This window comes from Prevotella sp. SGI.167 (genome assembly GCF_050313615.1).
In the GTDB taxonomy this organism is placed as follows: domain Bacteria; phylum Bacteroidota; class Bacteroidia; order Bacteroidales; family Bacteroidaceae; genus Prevotella.
The window spans coordinates 33,835-57,607 of record NZ_JBNPLT010000008.1; the positions used below are offsets into that span (position 1 = coordinate 33,835).

Genomic DNA, 23,773 nt, shown 5'->3' on the forward strand with positions numbered 1-23,773 from the left:
CTATATGAAAGTATTAATGTTTGGATGGGAGTATCCTCCTCACGTATTTGGTGGCTTGGCTACTGCCAACTTTGGTATCTCTCAGGGCTTGCATGCCCAGGGTGATGTCGATATTACATTGTGTCTGCCTCATCCTTTCGGTGATGAGGACCGCAGTGCATGTAAATTTGTGGCTATGAACAGTGTGCCTATTGCTTGGCGTGATGTAAATCACGACTATGTACAGCAGCGCGTAGGCAACATTATGGATCCTGATGACTATTTCCGCTACCGTGACCACATCTATGCTGACTTTAATTATATGAACGTGAATGACCTCGGCTGTATGGATTTTGCCGGCGGTTATCCATCTAATCTCCACGACGAGATCAACAACTACAGTATCATTGCCGGAGTTGTTGCCCGTAGCGAAGAATTTGATATTATCCACGCCCACGACTGGTTGACATTCCCTGCTGGTATTCATGCCAAGCGAGTGAGTGGAAAGCCATTGTGCATTCACGTACATGCTACCGATTTCGACCGCAGCCGTGGTAAGGTGAACCCTACCGTATATTCTATCGAGAAAGACGGTATGGACAATGCCGACTGTATCATGTGTGTATCTGAGTTGACTCGTCAGACAGTTATTCATCAGTATCACCAGGATCCACGCAAGTGCTTCGCCATGCACAATGCCGTTTATCCATTGAAGCAGGAGTGGCAAGACATTCCACGTCCTAACCATAAGGGTAAGGAGAAGGTGGTAACCTTCCTGGGCCGTCTCACCATGCAGAAGGGTCCTGAGTATTTCGTAGAGGCAGCCAATATGGTATTGCACCGTACCCGCAACGTGCGTTTCTGCATGGCAGGTTCGGGTGATATGATGGACCAGATGATTTATCTGGCAGCAGAACGCGGCATTGCCGACCGTTTCCACTTCCCAGGCTTTATGCGTGGCAAGCAGGTATACGAATGTCTCAAGGATAGTGATGTCTATGTCATGCCATCAGTGAGTGAGCCTTTCGGTATCTCTCCTCTGGAGGCGATGCAGTGTGGCACACCTACTATCATCTCTAAGCAGAGTGGTTGTGGAGAAATCCTTACCAACTGTATCAAGGTTGACTACTGGGATATTCATGCCCTTGCCGATGCCATCTACAGCATCTGCCACAACGAGAGTCTGTTCGACTATCTCTCTGAGGAAGGCAAGAAGGAAGTTGACCAGATTACCTGGGAGAAAGTGGGAGCCCGCATCAAAGACCTCTATCTCAAGACTTTGGGGTGGAAGTAATTTTTAATGTTAAAGGGCTAATCATAAAGTTCAAAGTTCAAAATTTAAAGTTCAAAGTATGAAAACAATTTGTTTATATTTCGAGATACATCAGATTACCCATCTGAAACGCTACCGCTTCTTCGATATCGGTACCGATCATTACTACTATGATGATTATGAGAATGATCGTAGCATCAACGATATCGCTGAGCGTTCATATATGCCAGCCTTGAATGCCATTCAGGAGATGATAGAGAAGAATGGTAAATCTTTCAAGGTGGCTTTCTCACTCTCTGGTGTGGGTATGGAGCAGTTGGAACTCCACGCTCCTCAGGTGATGGAGAAACTGCAGGAGTTGAACAGCACTGGCTGCGTGGAATTCCTCGCAGAGCCTTATTCTCACGGTCTTGCTTCATTGGTTAATGAGGCTAGCTTCAAGGATGAGGTGAAGCGCCAGTGCACTAAGATCAAGGAATGTTTCGGCAAGGAGCCTACCGTACTCCGCAACTCTTCTCTCATCTATAGTGACGAGATTGGTGCTCAGGTAGCTGATATGGGCTTCATGGGTATGTTGACCGAGGGTGCTAAGCACGTATTGGGTTGGAAGTCTCCACACTATGTTTATCATTGTGCCATGAACCCAAAGTTGAAGCTTTTGCTTCGCGATGTTCGTCTGAGCGATGACATTTCTCTGCGTTTCAGTAACAGTGATTGGGAAGGTTATCCTCTCTTTGCAGACAACTACATGAATCAGATTGCTGCTTTCCCGGAAGAGGAGCAGGTTATCAATATCTTCATGGAGCTTTCTGCTTTGGGTATTGCCCAGCCTTTGTCTAGCAATATTCTCGAGTTCCTGAAGGCGCTTCCACAGTGTGCTAAGGACCGTGGTATTACCTTCTCTACTCCTACCGAGATTTTCCAGAAGATGAAGTCTGTAGGCGAAATCAACGTTCCTGATACATTGAGTTGGGTAGACGAGGAACGTGATGTCAGCTCATGGCTCGGTAACCCAATGCAGCGTGAGGCTTTCAACAAGCTCTATAGCGTAGCCGACCGTGTTCGCATAGCCAACGATCCTCGTATCAATCAGGACTGGGATTATCTCCAGGCTAGCAACAACTTCCGTTTCATGACTACCAAGCCAAGTAACGTAGGTCTGGACCGCGGTTTTTACTCTAGTCCTTTTGATGCTTTCACCAACTATATGAACATTCTTGGTGACTTCATCACTCGCGTCAACAACCTTTATCCTGCTGAGGTGGATAATGAGCAGCTCGAGAGTCTTCTCACTACCATCACCAACCAGGACGAGGAGATTGAGATGAGAGACAAGGAAATTACACGTCTTCAGGCTAAGATAGAGAAGATTGAGAAGGAAGTGTTAAAACTTCGTGGCGACAAGCCTGCTGCAGCCAAGAAGCCAGCAGCCAAGAAGGCTCCTGCTGCCAAAAAGACAACAGCTAAGAAGGCTGCTTCTAAGAAGGAGGGAGCTAAGCCTGAATAAAAATAGTTCTATTTTAAATAAAAAGCCCAGAGGGATAATCCTCTGGGCTTTTTTAATCTCTATTTCATTTCTACACGTGGAAATCGTGATAAAATTCTATTCTTTATGTTTAGCGAACGAAAAGGAGACAGGAAATGAAAAAAGACCGTAATCTCAAGATTCTTAATCCTAGATTACAGTCTTTAATTAAATAGTTTCTTTGTGTATGTCGTGGTATTTATAAAAAATCCTTCATCAAATCTTGTCTTAATAACCAGGATTCTGGTCTGCTGATGTCAACATATCGTTGGCATCAATAGCTGCCTGTGGGATAGGACGTAGAAGTTTTTCTCCTATATACTGGGCAGCCTTATCTCCCATCTCGTGGTTATACTTGGTGCAGCGCTCCACCAAAGTCTTGGTTCTGCGCAAATCCATCCAACGTGCCCCGTTACCGAAGTTTTCACATGCACTTTCGTCCAAAATGTTGTCAATTGTTACAGTGCCGGTGAGTGCAGCAAGACCAGCACGCTGGTGAACCTCATTGAGACGAGCCAAAGCCTTATCATTAGCTCCAGCCTTCAGATAAGCCTCTGCTGCTACGAGATACATTTCTGGTAATGTGATGATATGGATGTCACGATAGCAGGTGTTGCCTTGATTCGATGCAGTCTGGCTGTCATCAAATTTCTTGCAAGGGTTAGAACCATATACCAACTGCTGGTTGTCATAGTATTCCATATCTTTGCCATCCATATTCTGTGCCTCCTTAGTCTGTGTATCCATAGGGATGCGGTAGGTATTAGCTCTGTTGGTTGGGTCTTCTTTCTTCCATGCCTCGAAGTCGGCATCGGTCTCATACCATGCTGAATAATAACGGGTTACAGGATAGCCCTTCAGACTTTCACCATTCTTATACCAAGTCCAATAACCAGTTCCTGCTGCATTGCCCTTATTCACATCTGGCAATTCCTTCATGAAGGTAGCATCGTAACGCAGGTCGCCCTTCTGAAAGCAATGCAAAGCATAGATTGTTGGCACATAGCTAGAGGTAGTTGCCTTGATAGGATCTTCGGCTCCACCCAAGTAGTTGCAGTAGTATGTGCTCCATGCTGTACCACCCGATGTTGTGTTGTTGGCTGTTGCCAGATCATATTCTACATCCCAGAGGAACTCTGCGTTATCATCGCCAGAACCATCTGCCTTCCAAAGGCTGGCAAATGGTGTGGTCAACTTTCTGCCTGCAATTACCTCATCGGCAAGAGAAGCTGCCTTGGCAAAGTAATCCTGCTTGCCGAGGTCCCATGCTGCTGAGAGATAGGTCTTGGCAAGGATAGCCTTGGCTGTTTCCTGACTGATGCGGCCACCACCCTTGGTAGCTGTAGATGCCTCGAGCACGTTCTTGCTGATGACATCTTCCAGCTCGCTGATGATGTAGCCATATACTTCTTCTGCAGAAGACTTTGGATATCCGGTTTCTGCAGAAGTGAGGAAATCCTTCATGATAGGAACACCGCCGAAGTTGTTCACCAGGAGATAGTACTCGTATGCTGCCAGTACGCGTGCCTCGCCCACGAGTTTGTTCTTCAAGGCATCATCTATCTTAGCGCTCTGTGCATAGTAAGATACAGAATTAGCAGCACGGATACCTGCATAGAGATAAGTATAGAGATTCTTAATATCACCATTTTCAGGAGTCAAGGTCTCATAAGTGTTCAATGCCTCATTCATCTTATTTCGGGCATCGGCATACATATCTGTACCTGCAGAAAAGCAGCTGGTGAATAGAGGTGCTGCATAGATGTTATGCAGACGCTGATAGGCATCATTTACCAAAGTGTTGAAGCCATCTTTGGTAGCGAAAGTTTGTTTGTCGCTCACATTCGACTTGTTTTCTGCGTCCAGGAAGTCGCTACAGCTGGTCATGGTGCTCATGCAGCAAGCAGCGAGAGCTACGCTATATAATATCTTTTTCATAATTGTTTCCTTTTTTATATGAAGTTTAGAACTTAATTGGGATGAAGCTTAGAACTTCAAGTTGACACCAAACTGATAGGTTACAGATGATGGACCACCGTTCTGCAAGCTCTGTGAAGCCCACTCAGGGTCGAAGCCCTTGTAGTTGGTGAAGCAGAATGGGTTCAGGATATTCATGTAAACACGAAGGTTTCTGATTCCAGCCTTGCTCACTACGTTCTTTGGCAAGGTGTAACCCAGGGTGATGTTTTTAACCTTGGTGAATGAAGTCTTCTGATACTCGAAGCCTTCTCCTTTGGCTGAACCCTTGTCACCGAAATAACCACCCATAGATGTATCGCTGTTGTTTGGATAAGGATACTTTCCGTAGTGGGTCTCTGTGGCGGTTGTAATCTCACCTGTCTCATGATTGATGATTGGTGCTCCTGCAGGGATGTAGTAATCCAACTTCATGTGGGCATTACCACGGTCGCTATACTTCATATACTTCTCGTGGAAATAGCTGCGTGACCAGAATCCGCTCTTTGTATAGAACATGATGGAGAAGTCGAAGCCCTTAAAATAGACATTGGTAGAGAGACTTCCTGTCCAGCGTGGATCGGTGCAACCATAAATCTGCTTATCACTGTCATCAATCTTACCGTCGTCGTTCCAGTCATTAACGGCTACCTGGCCTTCATACCACTTGTATTTCTTGCCATACTTGTCGTAGAATTCCTTTAGGGTATAGTGCTTGTCACCATTCATAGTATGCATTGTTACACCCTTGTCAGTGATAACTTCTGTGTGGGTATAGTCGCGGAGTACGTTCAATGGCTCGCCGATGAACCAGTTGTTGGCAACTTCATCAATCTTACCATTACTCAACTCTTTGATTTTGTTCCAGTTGCGGGCAAAGTTCACGTTGGCACTCCAAGAGAAATCCTTCTTGTTGATGATATTGAACTGCAAGCCCAACTCGATACCTCTGTTCTGGACAGAACCTACGTTGAAGGTAGATGTCTTCTCACCAGTTTCCAGAGGCACAGAGCGCGACATAATCTGACCATCAGAAAGACGGTTGTAGAAGTCGGCTGTCAAATTGATGCGATTCTTCAGGAAACTCAGGTCCAGACCGAGGTCAAATTCCTTTACCTTCTCCCAGATGAGGGCTGTGTTCACCAATCCGTTAGGGTGATAACCCTGTACTTCGGTACCACCGAGTGTCACGTATGTAGGACCTGTCGCAGAAGCGATGGTTACATAGTCGCCCACATTGTTGTTACCTGTAACACCATAAGATACACGGAGTTTGGTATTATCAAGCCAAGAACTGAACTGCTTCATCCATGCCTCATCAGAGATGCGCCATGCCGCAGCTACAGATGGGAACCATCCCCAGCGGTTGCCATCGGCAAAACGGGAGCTGCCATCGGCACGGAGTGTGGCTGTTGCCATATATCTTCCCTTGTAAGAATAGTTGGCACGGAAGGCGAATGACTCCAAAGATGACTCGTTGTATTTGCTGGAGAGATTCTTATCACCGCTAGCTGAACCCAGATTGTGGAATGTAGTATGATCGTTGGCGATACCCTTAGCCTCTTCGTATTGATACTCAGTATTGCTTTTATAGAGTGAGAAGAGGGCCATGGCACCAATGTTGTGGTCACCAAAAGTCTCGTTATAGTCTATTTGGTTATCCCAGGTCCAATCCATTCGGCTGGTGTTTGCAACAGATGCAAAGTTGGTCTTGTTCTTCTGATAGTAGGTAGAACCTACATCGTTGCCCTCGTTGATACCTGTGGCATAGAAGATGCCCTGGCGCTTGTGAGAATAGTTTGGAGAGAAGGTTGTCGTAAACTTCAATCCCTTCATAATATTGGCACGTAGAAACAAGTTACCCATCATGGTATATTTCTTGGTCTCATTGGTATAATTACCATCATAGAGGTCAATCAATGGGTTGTATGTCGAGGTAAACTGAGCATCTGAACCAAAGGCTGCTTTGGCTCCTGGGTTAGGAATCAAGTTGCCATCAGCATCTGTAGGAGATACGAATGGGTTGAAATAGAATGCGTTTACGTATGGTGAATAAGTTCCATCAGTACATACGTCTTCTGTACTGCTCATAGATAAGTTGACAGAGAATCCTGCATCAAATATCTTGGAAAGCTTGGCATCCATGGCACCCTTCAGATTGAAACGCTCATAGTCATTGCCTTTGAATACGTTTTCCTCGCCCTGATAACCCATACCTACACGGTAGTTTACCTTATCTGTAGCACCTGCAGCACTGATGAAGTGGTTCTGCTGAGCAGCTGTGCGGGTTACCATCTTCTTCCAGTCGTAACCGTCGAAGCTTGGATCCATCATTAGTTCGTAAAGCTTTGAATCCTTGTAGCTGGTTCCTCCCTTGCGGGTCAGAAAGGCTGAATTCAAGTCGGTATCCTTTATGATGTAGTGTGGATGTCCATCGGCATCAACACCCTTACGACTTGAGCCATCGTAGCTCTTACCATCGAGAGTGGTATATCTGGCAAAACGGTAATCCATGAATTCATTGGCACCCATCAATTCCGGCATGCGGGCAAGCTTTTTTACGCCATAATATCCATCGTAGGAGATGGTGGCCTTCTGAGCCTTGTCTGCGCCCTTGCTGCCTTTGGTAGTAATCATGATGACACCGGCAGAAGCACGGGAACCGTAGATGGCGGTAGATGAAGCATCTTTCAATACATCGATGCGGTCGATATCGTCTGGATTTAGGAAGTCCATGTTGTCACAAACTACACCATCGATTACATAGAGAGGCTGAGCCTGCTTGTTGATTGAAGCCTGACCACGAACCTGGATATTGAAGCCTGCGCCTGCACGGCTACCTGACTGGGTAATGTTGACACCAGGTACTGAACCCTGCAAAGACTCTGCGAGATTGGTTGTGCCACGAGCTGCAATCTTATCAGAGTTGATAGATGCAATAGAACCGGTGACATCTCTCTTACGCATGGTGCCGTAACCCACAACAACGACCTCGTCAAGAGCTGCGTTGTCATCTTCGAGTGTAATGTTCCATGACTTTTGACCTCCTACTTTGATTTTTTGTGTTTTGCAGCCTACATAGCTGAATGTAAGAACCGTGTTAGGTTCTACGTTTTGGATAGTAAAGTTACCATCCAAGTCTGTGATTCCGCCAGCTTTACCGTTTTGGTCGGTAATGGTAACACCAATCATTGGCTCGCCATTAGAATCCTTCACCGTACCCTGTATTGTTTTCTGTTGTGCAAACGCACCAATACAAACAGAGCCTAAAGCAAGTGCCATGCTGGCACGTTTAAGTTGTTGATACATAATGATGTTGTTTTATAGGTTATATTACTTTTAAATATTTGTTTGGTCTTTTGAATTTACAGGCAATTGTTGTCGTGTATTATTCTTCTAGATCAATAGGAATCAGAGATTATTATTTAGATTATCTTTGATTTCGCCGTCAAAAGTAATAAAAATATCGTTATCTTGTATGGATTTTAATGGAAATTGTTACGTAAACGTTTTCGCAATTCTGTAGAATTACCAGATTTCTTAGTACCAAAATAAGTGAACAGAACCCCCCGCAGGCAGAAAAATCATCTGCCTGCGGGGTAAATAGGGGTTATTTTTCGAAATGTATCCAGTCGATGTCTAAGAAGGCGGCATCGTTCTTCTTGGCTGTGCGGGTATTGAAGAAACCTAGCTTGGCTCCAATCCACTTGCCTTCGCGCATGGTGAATGGATTGCCAATCTTGGTAAACTTCTTACCATCCAGACTGTAGCTCCATTCGGCAATGCCTTGAATCTGGTTAGCGATTCCCTCGCTGTGAACCTTTACACGGAGCCATACATCCAGAGTAGCGATGCGGGATGAAGGTATATCATCTATCGCATACTTCACGGTGTAAGGTTTAGGCAGCTTGCTGGTCTTGATGGCTACCTGCTTTACCACCTTCTCTTCCTTTCCTTTGTCAGCTTTTTCACAAGTTACATATTGCAATACAACACCTTCTTCCTTGGTGTCTACAAACTTGAGGGCTGCATAATCCATTCCCTGCATAATCATACCTGCGCTTTCGCCCAACACCTTATCTTTCTCCTTGTAAGCCTCGGTGCGGTTAGGAATGAACTTTACCTTGGCTGTGGCTGTAAAGTTCTCGGTAGGAACCTTCTGGAGCAGGAGATTAGGAAGGTCGTAAAGATTTTTGGCGCCTTCAATCTGCTCAACACCATATAGACGCAACTTTGATTTCTTGGCATCGCAGAAATACCAGTAGTGGCTGTAAGGACCGTTCCACTGCCATTGCAGACCGAGGTCTATGCTGTTGAAATCATCCGATTCCTTAGGCTGGAAGTTTCCGCTTGATGGCAAGTTGGGCTTCTTCCATTGCTGAACTGGATCTCCGCATCCGTCACCGTCCTTGTCGTCTCCGATAACCAGCCAGTCGTTTACCCATTTGGCAGGCTGCAGATGAACCACACGACCATAGGCATGCTTATCCTGGAAGTGGAGGAACCAGTCTTCACCGTTCTGTGTATCTACCCAAGCACCTTGGTGAGGGCCGTTCACCTTCTTGTTCTTTCCCTGAGCCATACCAACATACTCCTCGTAAGGACCGTATGGATTCTTGGAACGCAGTTCTACCTGCCAGCCATACTTCACTCCGCCCGCAGGACTCATGATGTAATAATAGCCGTTGCGCTTGTAGAATTTGGTGCCCTCAATGGTAGGTTGGTCTTCATGGCCGTCATATACGATGCGTGAAGGACCGATAACCTTGGTGCCGTCTGGTGACATTGGAGCTACGAATAACACCGACTTGATACCGGCTCTGGAACCGGCGCATCCATGTGAAAGATAAGCCTTGCCGTCTTCATCCCAGAGAGGGCAGCAGTCGATAAGACCTTTTCCCTTCATCACCCAGGTGATAGGCTCCCAAGGACCGCGTGGATCTTGTGTCTTGGTCATGAAGAGTCCCTGGTCTGGATCACCGCAGTAGATATAGAACCATCCGTCATGGTAGCGGATGGATGGTGCCCATACGTAGTTACCATGCTGAACCTTCTTGCGCCAATCCAGTTCGGTGCCCTGGTATTCAGGCAAAACCGGATAGTCATCGAGTAGGGCAGCACCGATAATCTCCCAGTTTACCAGGTCGGTGCTGTGCAGAATCTGCAAGCCAGGGAAACACTGGAAGGAAGAGGAAGTCATATAGTAGTCATTGCCCACACGGCATACGTCAGGGTCTGAGTAGTCGGCGTCAATTACCGGGTTGCGATACATTCCGTTCTTCAGGTTCGGATTCCATGTCTTGGATACTGCTTTCTGGGCATTCACGCTCAGTGCAGGGAGCGGAGAACTCAATGCGATGGTGGCGAGAATGCACAGGAGTGAATGATATTTTATTTTCATTGTTACCGATGTTTAAATGAATTATTTAGCTACGTATTTCTTGTTGTTGTAGATATAGATACCTTTTTTGAGACCTTGCAGGTCTTCTGCCTTGGCATTGAGCTTTACCATGCGACCGCTGAGGTCGTAAATGTTGTTATTGTTTACCTTGGCGGTTAAAACAACATTGTTGATACCGGAACTAGTTACCTTTACACCTTTCAGAGTGATAACCCAAGCGGCTTGTGCATCTTGTGGTGTGAAGGTAAGAGCGCCTGTAGCTGGAGTGTCTAGAGTAATATCAAACATTGTGCTCGTATCCGTTTGGGTTGTACGGCTAGGGAACACATATTTATCGCTGGCAAAGGTTGTTCCGTTCAGTTCGCCGAGATAGCAGGTCTTGTTGTTTTCATTGGCATATCCTGCAAATGTAGCCGATGTAATGGTAATATTCTCGGGCAGGTTGATGGTAAACTGTACGCCCTTGCTGTACTTGATGGTATTGTTTTTAGCTGTAGCGTAACCTTTGCTGCTCTCTATGCTGCAACCGTTATTGAACGTCCATGGTGATGGATCTGCGGTTGAAGAAGTGCTGGTTGATGCATCCAGAATATAGCTTATTTCTGTTGTCTCACCTGGGTTTGGAGTGGGATTTGGATTTGTACCTGTCCCTGTAGCATCACACTGGTCGTCTACTGTAGAATCGTACTGGCGAACCCAGAGTTTGCCAGACTGGCATGTAATCTTAGAGTTGTTCTTGAATACGAGATTATCTACGAAACGGATATCGATACCTGTCTTTGCCGAAATCTGCACATTGTCGAGTGTTACATTCTTGATATGACTCTCAGGACGGCCAATCAGGAAGATGGCTTTGCCATCGCAAACATCTGTTGTCTTCACGTTCTGAAGCAGGATACCATTGTATGTTGGGGATGTGCTATCCAAAACTCTTGCATTTGCCTTATCTACGGCAGGATCGCTGTTGTAGTTCTTGTCGTAGTAGCAGTCGATTGAGAATGGGTTCTTCACCTTGGTCATGGTGAAGTTGGTGAACTTCCAGTCCTCCTCGCCACCGCCACGCAGCGTACCGTCACTGTTGATACCCGTTTTCATGCGGATACCGGCAGTTGTACCATTCATGGTGATATTGTCGAACCATACATGCTTGATGTTCTTGGTGTAGCTACCGATAGAAGCACCATGTCCTGTACCGAACTTGCAGTTCCAGACATGGATGTACTGTGCATCATTGTCGCAAACCACGTTATCATCACCTGTACTGATGTTGCAGTTATAGATGTTCATGTGATGACCCCAGATGGAGATACCGTCTGTGTTATGAGAAGGCTGCTCTGTCTTGGTTTCAGAAGAAGGGTTATAGATGGTTACATCATGAACAGTACCATTGTTTGCACCATTGCTGTTACTCAAGGTGATGTTGACACCCGGAGTATTTTGAACCTTGAGATTGCGAATCAGGAATCGGCTGCCTTTCTCGAAGCGAATCATCGCTCCCGGATTGAATGTCTCCTTGTTGTCGCGAGCTTGCCACCAGCGTGTTCCCTGTCCGTCGATGATGGAAGTCTCACCTTCGCCCTCAATAACAATGTCGCTTTGGTTCTTGTTCTTGCAACCGATAAAGATCGTTTTGTTGTTAGGCGCCTTGCCATATTCCACGAGTTTCAAGGTGGCTCCAGCGCAAAGGTGGAGTACAGTCTTTGACTTGATGCTGAGCACCTCAGTAGTGCTTGTCATCTGGTCTTTACTTCCAAACATCCAGGTACCCGCAGGTATTACGACCATACCGCCAGTTGAAGGAACTGCATCAAGAGCTTTCTGGATAGCCTTGGTATTATCTGCAGCAGATGTAGAGGCGCCATAATCCTTGATGTTAAACGTATTTGCCGAAGTGATAGCAGGCAACTGAGGCAAGTTGACTGCAGTCCAACCCACAGGGGTGTTCTGTGCGTTCTGCTCAGCAGTGATGCCGGCAAAAGTTTGTGCCTTAGCAAAGAAAGGCACAGCCATGAGTGCTGCGAGCACGATGGTTTTGATCATTTTTCTATTCATATTTTTTAGGCTTAATTTCTTTTTGGCAAAGTTACTACTTTTCTTTCAATAACTTATACTATCAGTGTAGAAAAACCACGAAAACGATTACGCAATTCATCAGCCTTATCTTTATGAATCATGATTGGAAACAAAAAAGTGCAATACCCGCACCGGGCATTGCACTTTAATATAATTGATAGTAGGATTACTTCCACTTAGAAGCACCTGCTTCACTGTCAAGACTTGCGTTGAACTTGAATTCACCATTTGCTGGAGCAGTCCAAAGTTCAGTCTCAGAACCCTTGAAGTCGATAAGACCTTCAATACCATATGTAACAGCGTCTGCACCTATTGGTGTGTAAGCAAAGTTAGTCTTGTATGAACCTGCAACAGAAAGCACTGTGCTTGCACCATTCAGAAGAACACTTCCCTTAGCGCCTGGTGTGTAAAGCTGAAGTTTTGCTCCTGCACTTCCGTCTGTAGCCATAGAAGGACCAAAGATGCTGTTGGTGATGTTCAAGTTTGCTGCATTTGTAGCAAAACGGAACAATGGTGTGTTAGCATTTGCTGTAGTCTCCATTGGAGCATAGCAGAATGTACAGTTGTTTACATTTACAGTAGGAGCCTGGGCAGTCTTACGTAAGTCGCAAAGCATAATAATGTTTGTAATAGTACAATCATCGAATGTTACGTTGCGGAAATCTCCACCCTTATCTGCGATAGTTACAACACCCTGATCACCGACACCATCAATTGTACAACCCTTGAAGGTAACGTTCAGGAAGTTGTCGTTGTTCTTCTGACCTCTTACTACACCACGGAAACCGCGGATGTAGCAATCGTTGAAGATGAGTTCACTGATGGTAGAACCAGTACCGCTGACATTGATAACCTGACGGCCACCGAAGCCCTTATCTTTACCAGCGAGGAATGCATCCTTATCAGCTTGCTTATCGCTAATCATATCGATGCTTTCGAACTTCACCTTATCGATATTAACACCCTTCTTGACGTTCATACCACCAGAGAAGGTGAACTGAGCGTTGCCACCCAATGTCATACCGGTAATGAAGGTGATATTGCGGTCGAGACTGATAGAGTTGTTGATCTTGTATTCCTGTTCACCACGGAGGATGATAGTCATACCGTCCTTAACCATATTCCAGAATTCTGCAGTCTTCAATGTATCCTTAGCTTCCTTAGCATCCCAGTTGCGGGTATCCAACCACATGCCTTCTCCATACTTCTCGTCGAAGTTGACGCTAGCCTTGGTTGTAGCTGTTGTTTTACCTGCATAGGTAGTATTATTGAAGTCAGAAGAACTGTCGTATGTCTTGAATGTGTATGATGTTTCTGGCTGCAAGCCATAAACATCTACATATCCCTGAGCATATTCGGCATCGCTAACTTTAACAGAGATTGTATCATGGTTTTCTGCTTCTTCAGCAGGGCAAGCCATTACATACTTGATTTTCTGGCCACCTTCAGCCCAGGATACACGAGCAGCGTTATCAATAGCCTTGGCACCAGAAACCTTTGTTGGGTAGTTGATGCTCTGAGCCTTTACCTCATAATACTCAGATTCCTTGTTGTTGCCAATACACTTGATTCTTACACCATACTTCTCGTCCCATCCTAAGTCATCGAAAGTATAGGTATCATCCTCTGTTGTGGCTTTCTTGATTACTTTCAGGTGATTTGTGCCATCCTCATCTGTAGATGTCACAAGACCCAATTCCAACTCATAACTGGTGGCACCTTGAATCTTATCCCATTCTACCTTCAAGGTATTTGAGTTGACAGTTGCGCTTGCAATTGGACGGAACAAACGAGGTGCATCGCCCAAGTTGTCATCGTCGCTACAGCTTACCATTGTGGTACCAACTGTAGCAGCGAAAAGCATAGACAATATATATTTATTGTATTTCATAATTACTTACTTTTATTTGTTATGGACTACATAACCCGATTTACTTGTTGCGAATAGCATAACCTTCGTTAGACAATACACCGTTTGAAGAAGCAATGTTGTCCTTAGGGATAGGCAAGATATATGGAGTTACCTTTTTGCGGAGAGGCTCCATGTCTTCTGCACCTGTTGTCACAACTCCGTCTGTCAAACCAAACCATGAGTATAAGAAAGCCTCATTCATGACACCCTTCTTGATTGTGTTGCCATCTGCGTCGGTTCCATACTTTGTGTTTGTTGTTGGATCAGTATCACTGACAGACATGTATGTATCCAAGAACTTGATATATTTCAAACCATCGAAAGAAGCTCCCGCGGTCTTGATGTCATCATCTGCAAGTGTTGTTGCCTCTTTGTATGGGCTTGCACTGTTATCACGATAAGTGAAATAGTTGTTCTCGAACTGAATCTCGCCATTTACATAGTTGTAGTAGAGGCGTGGTGCGATGCCCATATCAACAATTTCTTTAGTCTTGTCGTAGACGAATTCACCACCCTCCAGACGGAGCTGGTTATAGTTCATAGTTACGTCACGAACCCACTCCAGAGTATTAACGATGGCATCTGAGTAGTAGTTCCAACGAACGAGGTCGAACTTGCGGATGCACTCGCCACCAAACTCCCAAGCACGTTCGTTGATGATAGCTTTCTTGAAAGAGTCGTGATCGTTGAGATTATCAACATATTCATTCACCATCTCGTTCTTGTTGGTTGCATTTGCAAAGGCACGGTTACGAACTCGCTTCAACATCTCCTTTGCCTCAGCAGTAGGACCATTGTTGATTTCGTTATCAGCTTCAGCGAGGAGTAACAATACGTCAGCATATCGCAGGATAGGGAAGTTGATACCAGTACCCTTAGATTCAACGTTGTTGACACTCAAATCCATGCGGCACCATTTAGCTGGCTGGATGTTGACGCCATCCACTGCTGCCTGCTTGTTGTCGTACAACCAACGGTAGTTAGCACATGTAGCCTTCAGACGCTGGTCTTGTGCATTGAATGAGCATGCATAGCTTGGAGTCAGGTTGGTATAAGTAGTACCAGCACCCTTAGAACTTGAAACTACGCTCAAGCCAAGACACCAACCGATGTCACCACCTGAGTTTGGAACATAACCCATCTCGAACAATACATCACCATTAGCTGGGTTGCAGCCGTTGATTTCATTATCAAAAATCTCCTTGAAGTTGTTGTTGAGCTGACGGTCCTTCAAGGAAATCAACTTCTTGGCATAAGCCTTAGCAACCTTGTAGTAATCGTCTGCAGAAGTAGCTGTAGCCTCGTTACCATTCTCATCTACATAATGTACGGTATATTCATCGCCTGTACCTGTGCTGCGGGCCATTGTACCATTAGCCTGCATAGAGTAACCTGCACGGAACATAGCCAACTTGGTAATGAAACCGAGAGCGAACTCACGGTTCATACGCTCTACTGTAGCTTTGCTGCTCCACTGCATCTCACCCTCATTGTTGATGAGGTCCTGAATCAAGTGAGTATAGATGATGTTCTTGTCTGTACGTGGATCATTATGCATATCGTCCTTAGATGTAGGAGTTGTAGCAAATGGCACGTCACCCCAGAAGTTACACATCAGGAAATACCAGTATGCACGAAGACAGATAGCCTCACCATGAAGCTGCTTCATGTCAGCATCTCCGTTCTTGTAAGCATCGCTTGCCTCAATACCTTCAATACACTGGTTGGCGAAATCAATGGCTTTCTGGGTGTTGTTCCAGCAGTTCTTGATATCACCGAAGTATGATGGGTTCAGTGCCCAGATACCACGACGGGTAGTCTCAGAAGCTTGAGCCTTCTTGACGAAACCGATCTCTACGTCGGTATTCTGCATCCAGTTGGTGCTCATACGTGATGTATAAGTATCCTCGCAGAAGTAGGCATATACATGGTCTACCATCTTGCGGGCATCAGTTGCGTTTGAACACAGGTAGTTCAAATTGTCTGTAGACAAAGTCTCTGTGTCCAATAAGTCACTACAAGAGTTAAAACTTGCTCCTGCAATGAACATTGATATATATAGAAATATACGTTTCATAATTTGTATCTTGTTTTCTATTAGAATGAAATGTTTACACCTGCTGTCCAAGAGAATGACTTAGGATATGATGAGAAGTCGGCACCTGGAGTCAAACCGCTGGTCTTGCTGCCACGGATTGATGAGTTAACCTCTGGGTCATAACCTGAGTAGTTGGTCAAGCAGAACAAGTTTGTCAATGTGCAGTACATGCGCAGTGAGTTGCAAGCGAACTTCTTGGTCCACTCCTTAGGGAATGTGAAACCTACTGTCAAGTTCTGCAAACGGAGAAATGAACCATCCTCAACAGCCCATGATGAAGGTACAGGGTTGTTATCTGACAAAGTTGCTGCGCTCCAAATAGAAGCATTTGCATTCATATTCTTCAATGTCTCGTAATCTGTTACGATTTCACCTGTAGCCTGATCCATGTAAGTCCATGCCTTACCGCCCAAAGTTACAGGAGTCATTTCCTGACGGAGACTTGCGTATGTATTACGGTATGACTGTGATGTAACCATCTTGTCGAGGTTGTAAACGTCATTACCTACTACGAAGTTGAAGTTGGCAGTCAGGTCAAACCACTTGTATGTGGCGTTGAGGCCGAAACCACCCTGGAACTTAGGCTGGGTTTTACCGATGATGGTGCGGTCTGACTCTGAAATCTTCTTGTCACCATCAAGGTCTCTTACCTTCATTGCACCTGGACGGAGACCTGCCTTAGAACCTGCAGTAATGAATGAACCATCTACTACATCTTCCTTCAGGATATAGTTACCGCTCTTGTCAAATACGAACTGAGTCTTGCCGTTCTCATCGGTTGTGGTCTGGAAGTCATCAACAGTGTAGAAACCGTCGCAAACGAAACCATATACCAATCCGAGAGGCTGACCTACAACAACTCGGTAGTCGTCGTAACCGCGCATGTCGGTAGAGAAGGCACCAGAGTTGTAAGACTGGTAAGTCTGACCACCAGCCAACTTGTCAACCTTGTTCTTATTGAAACCAACGTTGAAGTTGAAGTTCAAAGAGTAATCCTTCTTGCGGAGGATAGCTGCATTCAAGTTCAACTCAACACCACGGTTAGATGTCTGACCGATGTTCTGCTGCATAGAAGTATAGCCGATTGCTGTTACAGGAGCATCGAGGAGCAGGTCCTTTGTGGTGTTCCAGTAGTAATCCAAGCTACCTGAGATACGCTCATCGAAGAAACCAAAGTCCAAACCAACGTTACGTGTAATGGTGGTTTCCCACTTCAATTCTGGGTTAGCCAACTGAGAATTGTTCAATGTATAGTGAGGGTTCTGCTGGTTACCTGCACCATAATATTTTCCGCTACCATAAGCCTTGTAAGTTGTCTCATACATGGAAGAGCTGATACGGTTGTTACCTGCTGTACCGTAAGAGAAACGGAGTTTCAGGTTAGACAACCAGTCCTTTGTATTTATCATCCAAGGCTCCTCTGCGATACGCCAACCCAATGCGGCAGCAGGGAAGTAGCCCCAACGGTTGTCCTTCACGAACTTAGAAGAACCATCGGCACGCATAGTGAATGTCAGCAAATAGCGGTCTGCATAAGAGTAGTTCAAACGACCGAAGAAAGAAAGAGTACGATCTTCCTGACCCAATGAAGAGTTGATGGTACGGGAACCTGTTGCACCTGAGTTTGATGCAAGACTTGCAAACATCTTCTCTGGAGCAATATCCTTCTGGAAGTATTTAGCGATAACACTGAGGCTCTCATTGTTTGTTGCTACATACTCCTGGCCAATCATGGCGTTCAGATTGTGTACCTTGTTAAATGTCTTGTTGTAAGTCAAGGTATGGGTCAGACGGAGCTTCCAGGTATCTTTCTTGGTCCATTCACCCATAGGAAGGCTACCGCCATCCTTTACAGCCTTGTCACTCAAAGCAGCATAATAATCTTTCTGCTGGAAGAAGGTGTAGTCGTAACCAGCCTCTGCACGATATGTAAAGTTCTTGAGGAACTTCCATGTAATGGCACCATTATAGTTGTAACGGCGTTCATTCTTTCTTCTCCAGTAGTCATTTACCTTATCCTGCAAACTGCGGGTAATAGAGATGTACTCATCATACTCATCGTCTGGAAGAGTTGAAGGATCGATGTCAAGCTGATCGTAGAGACCATTAACAGGACCCTTGGTAATAGCCTCATAAGAACGGATCTTATAAGTACCACCACCTGTACCAACACCCTTGGTTGTAACATCAGCCAGACGCATACCGAAGTCGAGCTTCAAGTTCTTGCAAATCTCATGATTCAACTTGAAGTTTACATTGAAACGGTCGTAACCGTTGGTCTTCATCAAACTGTTGTCGTTGGTGTAAGTACCGCTGAGGTTGAACTTAGTCTTTTCAGAACCACCGCTAACACTTACGTTGTGAGACTGTGAGAGATCGTGATTGCCGAACATCTCGTTCTGCCAGTCATGCCCCTGCTGATACTGATACAAGTCGAGGTCTCCGAAAGAACCGAAACGCTTTTCGAAGCTACTGATATCAGATGTACCGCGGAGAGCAGCACGTTCATAGTTGTACATAACGTACTGATAAGGAGTCATGGTGTCAAGAGTCTTGGCGATGCTCTTGCCCTGAACGTAGCCATTGTAAGAAACAACAGTCTTACCAGACTTAGCGCCCTTGGTAGTAACCAGGATTACACCATTTGCACCCTGAGAACCATAGATAGCTGTTGAAGCAGCATCCTTCAATACGGTAATGTCCTCAATGTCAGAAGGAGCAATGTCACCGATGCTGGATACTGGGAATCCGTCTATGATGTAGAGAGGAGAGTTGTCGCCAGTGATAGAACCACCACCACGCACCTTGATGATCATTTCTGCATCAGGTGAACCGTCGGTAGTTGTAATCTGCACACCAGGCAACTTACCTGTCAAAGCTTCTGCTGCATTTGTAACAGGAACCTTGGTCAGGTCTTCACCCTTTACGGTAGCAACGGCACCTGTCAGATCCTTCTTTTTAACTGTACCGTAACCGATGACAACGACATCGTTGAGGGAGTTAGCTTCGTCCTCGAGCTTTACTGAAATGGTTGTTTTACCTGCAACATTAATTTCCTTTGCTTTCATACCGATGTATGAAATCTTCAGTTTCTTACTGCTGCCTTTCAAGTTTACTGTGAAGTTACCGTCAATGTCGGTCACGCCACCATTGCCAGCTACACCTACCTCCATGACAGATGCGCCTATGATTGGCTCGCCCGTATTGTCAGTAACAACTCCTTTTACCGTTTGCGCAGAGACGCTTGTTACCATGAACATGAGCGCACCTGCAAGCGCAATCTTCTTTCTGTTATAATTACCAGACATACACTTATAGGTTAGATTATACTATTATAAAAATTTGTTTTCTTACTCTCGATTTATACGTTTAAGTAGACAAAAAGCCCTGTGCAAAAATTACGCATTTATAGCGCTATTTTATGCACAGTCTGTTTTTCCGCCTGCAAATATAGGTAAAAAAAATGAATTACGTTCAAGATTCACGTGAAAATAATACGTAAACGTTTGCTTAAAGATTGTTTTTAACATACCTTCCCCTAAAGGTAACTGCTCAGAACCCCTATGTGCATAACTTCATTAACTTCTGAAAGAGGCTCTTTCCACTTATTGCCTAACTATGGCACAATATTGCCCTCTACTGAGGCAACTTTTTGCCATTGCCGGGCACAAAATAATGCGTCGGGAGAAAAAAATCGGTAGGCCTTCCATCGCCATTCGGAATATGCTTTTCGGCTGCTGGAAGCGTGGTTTTGCACGTGAAAAACCTTACTCTCAATTTTACCCTTCACCTTTCACCTTTTCGCCGGTAACCCCGATAAACACTGGGGGCATGAGAGGTGAAGGGTGTTTTTGAATGTAGCTTTCTATCCACCGCTCCCTGAATTATCTATCCAGTCTTCTCAACTCTGGGTGCTAGAAAACTTTTATGTCTCACAATACGGGGTTAGCCGAAGGCTTACACAGAGTTGTTACGAAACGGAAAAGAGAGTGTGCCATAAATTCTTGACGCACTATCTTTTTGTTGATATATTACTGAAATATTATTGGAAAAGACAGTATAAGTTTTTGAGTTAATCAGCTTCTTCGGCCGCACAACAGCTGTTGTGCGCTTGCATATCAGCTGATATGCGCTTGCACAACAGGTGATGTGCATGTGGTAGTCAACTGTTGTGCGCTAACTGTTTTCTAGACTTATGACCGCCTCTCCTTGAACAAAAACAGAGGCGGTCCCTTTCCTTTATTTCATGATAACTTTTTCTGTCTTCTTGCTACCGTCAGCAAGAGTCTTCACAACGATGTTGATTCCTTTCTGAAGACTGTTTTGCTGAGTACCGCTTACTGAAAAGATGGCTGTGCTTACGGTGGCTGCTTCATCTTCAGCAGCAATGTTCTTGATGCCGGTAACAACAGAAGTCATCTTACCGAAACCACCCATCTCGTTGGCAGCACGAACGCTCCATGTACCTGTAGCACCGGCAATGTCGAGTGACTTCTCTGCTGTCATGGCGAAGAACTTGCCGTCTTTCAATACGATGTACATCTGTGCATCACCTTCCCAAGCGAGCTTGCCATTGCTTTCTGTTGCTGCAGTTGCAGACTTCTGAGCTGCGAGGTCGGCTGGCTTCCAGTTGTTGAATACCTTGTCGAGGCTAAACTCGGCTGCCTTCTCGGCTGTGATGATGGTGTTGTACTCGCTAACTTCCTTATCCTTTGTAAACTTCACGATGTTCTCGGCAGGAGAAATCACCTTGCCGTTCTCATCAACAGTGTTGTACTCGAAGAAGTTCTTGGCAACCACGTTCATACCACCTGTTGTCCAGCGGGTTGAAGCAATGTTGGCTGCTGCGTTCTTGTCGAGGATGGTGTTGAGGAAAGCACACTTGGCAGTTCCACCCCACGAGCGACCGAAGGTGAAGCTGTCAGTAGCTGAACCTACAATCTTACATCCGTCAAATACATAACCATAATCACTTCCGTCTGTGTAAGGAGCTGTGATGTATGAACCCTTACCTGGTTCCAATGTCAAGGTACACTTGTTGAAGAATACATCGCCACCACCGCAGATGAAGTCTACGATTCCGTGGATGTCTGAATTCTCGAAGTAGTACTGACCCTTATTATTGTTGCTATAGTAAGTATCCTGGTATGAAAGCATCTTCACGTTCTTGCAGATGGTCTGGGTACCCTTATCCTGAAGGCAGACGGCACGGCCGGTGCTCTTGTCGAATGGATAAGCATTCTTCAGAGTGAGATCCTGCATGTAGAGACCTGTGCTGGTATTGAACAATGTTGCAGTAACACCGATTCCCTCTACCTCTGGCTTGTTCACGATGATGGTGTTGTCCATGCTCTCGCCGATGATAGAGATGTTGTTACCGCTGATTGGGGTAAGACACTTGTCTCCGAGATCGTATGTGCCGTTAGGCAAGAAGATGAATGTACGTGCAGCATTGGCTGCAGCATTGTTGCCATTAGCAATTTCGAGAGCTGTCATAAAGCCCTGTGCGTCGCCCGCCTTTACTTCCATCCAGTTACCGTTCTGAGCAAAGGCAGGATTGGTCATGTTGACGATGCTGAGGCTGTGGATATATGTATCTCCTCCCTCGAAGGTGAGGGTATATTCACCACTCTCAGTTGATTCGTTCTGGAAAATACCGAAGTTGCCGTCCTTTGTTGCCTTTGCATCAATAGAACTTACTTCATTTCCCTTAGGATCGAGGAGGGTAATCTTACCAGTCTTAGAATATTGGCAGAGGTTCATCTTGATGTAACCCTTACCGCCCATCAATACCTTAATCTTGCCGTTTGATTCGAATACCCAACCGTGTGTAGTATCGTGCCACTTGCCGTTTTCTACAGAAATAGCTTCATGGTCGTTGATGTCGAAACCTTCCTTGGTGAAGTTGTAGTCGTAACGGGCTGTTGCATTGGCTGTCTCTATATCAGTTACGAGTGCATAGAGTGCTACATCTGAAGTAATGACAGAAGAAGTGGTGAACTTCTTCTCATCCTGCTTCAAGGAAGAAGACCATCCGCGGAACTTCTTGCCGTCAGCTACAGTTACCTTGTTTTCTACGCCTTCTACGAAAGCTTCAATTTCTGCATCCTGTTCTACTGCCTGTGTGCCGATAACAGTCTTGCCGTCTATATTATAATAGGTGAGGGTGAAATCAGGCTTGAAGCCTACGGTCAACTCATAGGTTACTTCGTCACCGTTAGCCTCTACTACGATAGTTGCTACAGTCTTCTGGTTGGCACCTTCGCCTGTTGTGGTGTAAGTAGTGCTCTTGATGGTTCCGTTGGCTGTAACGAGATCGGTAAGAGGGTTAGACTCTGTGATGAGCTTAGCCTTCTTGGAAACAAGAATAGTTGCGATTTGTTTGCCTTCTGCATTCTCCTCGAAGAGGTCGGCTGCCTGGTAAGCCTTGCCGTTTACTGCGAAACTGCCCAGCATTGGAGTCTTGCTCATATCTACATTACCATAGATTGCGAGGTCAGTAACGTAAGCGTTCTGACCGAGAGCAAAGTTCTCGAACTTAATCTGACAGTTGGTACGGTTTACGTCGAGTGTCAGGTCCTCACCGCTTGCTTTTACGATAGATACGTTGTGGATTACTACCCAGTCATCATCGCCGTCACCCTTTACTGATACCTTGATACCACGCTTGCCGCCGGTAGCAGCCTGGTGCAGTGTAATCTTGGTGATGCTTGCCAATGCAGATGTTACTACACTAGGTTCTGCAGCCTTGTATTCGCCAGTGTATTTGGCTGTCTGCATGAAACCGATAATATCAGAGAACTTAGAGTTGGTACCTTTTGGATAAACGCCTACTCCGTTGAAAGTAAAGCTGAGTTCTTCCTTGCTGTAGAGGGTTTTCACGTTTACCACTTCGTTTGTAGCTTTACTGCGGTCGATTTCTTTCCAGTTGGTGAAATCAGTAGAGTAGAGTGGCTTCTCCTGAATGGCACTAACCTGAACCACCTTTACGTTATAAAGGTAGCAACCACCAGTTGCCACAACCTCAACATAGCCCTTAGCCACTTCTGCTGTAGTAGCTTTGTGGTCAGTAGCGTCTTCTGTTGCAGCTACACCACCGATGGTATAGTTGTGGTAGCCAGGGTAGCTGGTTACAGTGACGATGTCCTTTGCTGACTTGACAGGTACCTGAAGGATGGTTCCGGTATTAAACTGTGCATCGGTGTCTCTTCCTTTCAGTTTGCCATTGGTTGCATCTATATGCAGTAGAATGCCGTCAACTGTAGAGGTGATGTCTCCCACTTTACCTTGAAAATTTGTTGCTGTGTTGATTCCTTCTGGCACGTTGTGCTGGAAGTCCCAAATAGCAGTTACGTCTTGCGCCTTTGCAGTAAAAGCAAAGACAAGCAACAGGCTTAGAAGCCCGAATCTGAGTAGATTTTTTTTCATTTTGTTTGCCTTTAGGTAATTATTAATATTTATACTTTCGTTTTTTAAGTTTATAGGTGCAAAAATACACTTATTATTTTTATTTTCAGTTCTTTTTCTTCTTTATTTCTTGTAAAAGCTACGTAATC

Annotated in this window: 10 protein-coding genes; 2 read left to right on the top strand and 8 right to left on the bottom strand. The window is 45.3% G+C overall.

Going from position 1 to position 23,773, the window contains the following annotated elements:
* Nucleotides 1-4 precede the first annotated feature (4 nt).
* Nucleotides 5-1,273: a glycosyltransferase family 4 protein gene (locus ACQRBJ_RS05965; protein WP_294969990.1), complete on the top strand. Its 1,269-nt coding sequence runs from the start codon at nucleotides 5-7 to the stop codon at nucleotides 1,271-1,273.
* Nucleotides 1,274-1,331: 58 nt separating this feature from the next.
* Entirely contained in the window at nucleotides 1,332-2,759 is a 1,428-nt protein-coding gene (locus ACQRBJ_RS05970) for a glycoside hydrolase family 57 protein (protein ID WP_445303087.1), read from the top strand.
* A 246-nt stretch (nucleotides 2,760-3,005) separates the two neighbouring features.
* On the opposite strand, the gene ACQRBJ_RS05975 is transcribed toward ACQRBJ_RS05970, so the two are convergent.
* From ACQRBJ_RS05975 to ACQRBJ_RS06010, 8 genes are all read right to left on the bottom strand, one after another.
* Entirely contained in the window at nucleotides 3,006-4,715 is a 1,710-nt protein-coding gene (locus ACQRBJ_RS05975; protein WP_445303088.1) for a RagB/SusD family nutrient uptake outer membrane protein, read from the bottom strand.
* A 48-nt stretch (nucleotides 4,716-4,763) separates the two neighbouring features.
* Nucleotides 4,764-8,015: a SusC/RagA family TonB-linked outer membrane protein gene (locus ACQRBJ_RS05980; protein ID WP_445303116.1), complete on the bottom strand. Its 3,252-nt coding sequence runs from the start codon at nucleotides 8,013-8,015 to the stop codon at nucleotides 4,764-4,766.
* A 328-nt stretch (nucleotides 8,016-8,343) separates the two neighbouring features.
* On the bottom strand, nucleotides 8,344-10,134 hold the full coding sequence (locus ACQRBJ_RS05985) for a glycoside hydrolase family 43 protein (RefSeq protein WP_445303089.1): 1,791 nt from the start codon (nucleotides 10,132-10,134) through the stop codon (nucleotides 8,344-8,346).
* Nucleotides 10,135-10,155: 21 nt separating this feature from the next.
* Nucleotides 10,156-12,186 carry a glycoside hydrolase family 28 protein gene (locus tag ACQRBJ_RS05990; RefSeq protein WP_445303090.1) on the bottom strand — a complete coding sequence of 677 codons (2,031 nt, stop codon included), beginning with the start codon at nucleotides 12,184-12,186 and terminating at the stop codon, nucleotides 10,156-10,158.
* 187 nt (nucleotides 12,187-12,373) lie between these two features.
* The gene (locus tag ACQRBJ_RS05995; RefSeq protein WP_295345812.1) at nucleotides 12,374-14,098 is read right to left on the bottom strand and encodes a hypothetical protein; all 1,725 of its coding nucleotides are present in this window, start codon (nucleotides 14,096-14,098) and stop codon (nucleotides 12,374-12,376) included.
* Nucleotides 14,099-14,138: 40 nt separating this feature from the next.
* Entirely contained in the window at nucleotides 14,139-16,112 is a 1,974-nt protein-coding gene (locus ACQRBJ_RS06000; protein WP_445303091.1) for a RagB/SusD family nutrient uptake outer membrane protein, read from the bottom strand.
* A 104-nt stretch (nucleotides 16,113-16,216) separates the two neighbouring features.
* On the bottom strand, nucleotides 16,217-19,525 hold the full coding sequence (locus ACQRBJ_RS06005; protein WP_294969965.1) for a SusC/RagA family TonB-linked outer membrane protein: 3,309 nt from the start codon (nucleotides 19,523-19,525) through the stop codon (nucleotides 16,217-16,219).
* A 931-nt stretch (nucleotides 19,526-20,456) separates the two neighbouring features.
* Complete coding sequence (locus tag ACQRBJ_RS06010; protein WP_445303092.1) at nucleotides 20,457-23,645, bottom strand: pectinesterase family protein; 3,189 nt, start codon at nucleotides 23,643-23,645, stop codon at nucleotides 20,457-20,459.
* Nucleotides 23,646-23,773 lie beyond the last annotated feature (128 nt).

Bases quoted from the DNA above. Each gene is read 5' to 3' on its own strand.
- ACQRBJ_RS05965 (WP_294969990.1), top strand. From the start codon at position 5: ATGAAAGTATTAATGTTTGGATGGGAGTATCCTCCTCACGTATTTGGT.
- ACQRBJ_RS05970 (WP_445303087.1), top strand. From the start codon at position 1,332: ATGAAAACAATTTGTTTATATTTCGAGATACATCAGATTACCCATCTG.
- ACQRBJ_RS05975 (WP_445303088.1), bottom strand. From the start codon at position 4,715: ATGAAAAAGATATTATATAGCGTAGCTCTCGCTGCTTGCTGCATGAGC.
- ACQRBJ_RS05980 (WP_445303116.1), bottom strand. From the start codon at position 8,015: ATGGCACTTGCTTTAGGCTCTGTTTGTATTGGTGCGTTTGCACAACAG.
- ACQRBJ_RS05985 (WP_445303089.1), bottom strand. From the start codon at position 10,134: ATGAAAATAAAATATCATTCACTCCTGTGCATTCTCGCCACCATCGCA.
- ACQRBJ_RS05990 (WP_445303090.1), bottom strand. From the start codon at position 12,186: ATGAATAGAAAAATGATCAAAACCATCGTGCTCGCAGCACTCATGGCT.
- ACQRBJ_RS05995 (WP_295345812.1), bottom strand. From the start codon at position 14,098: ATGAAATACAATAAATATATATTGTCTATGCTTTTCGCTGCTACAGTT.
- ACQRBJ_RS06005 (WP_294969965.1), bottom strand. From the start codon at position 19,525: ATGTCTGGTAATTATAACAGAAAGAAGATTGCGCTTGCAGGTGCGCTC.
- ACQRBJ_RS06010 (WP_445303092.1), bottom strand. From the start codon at position 23,645: ATGAAAAAAAATCTACTCAGATTCGGGCTTCTAAGCCTGTTGCTTGTC.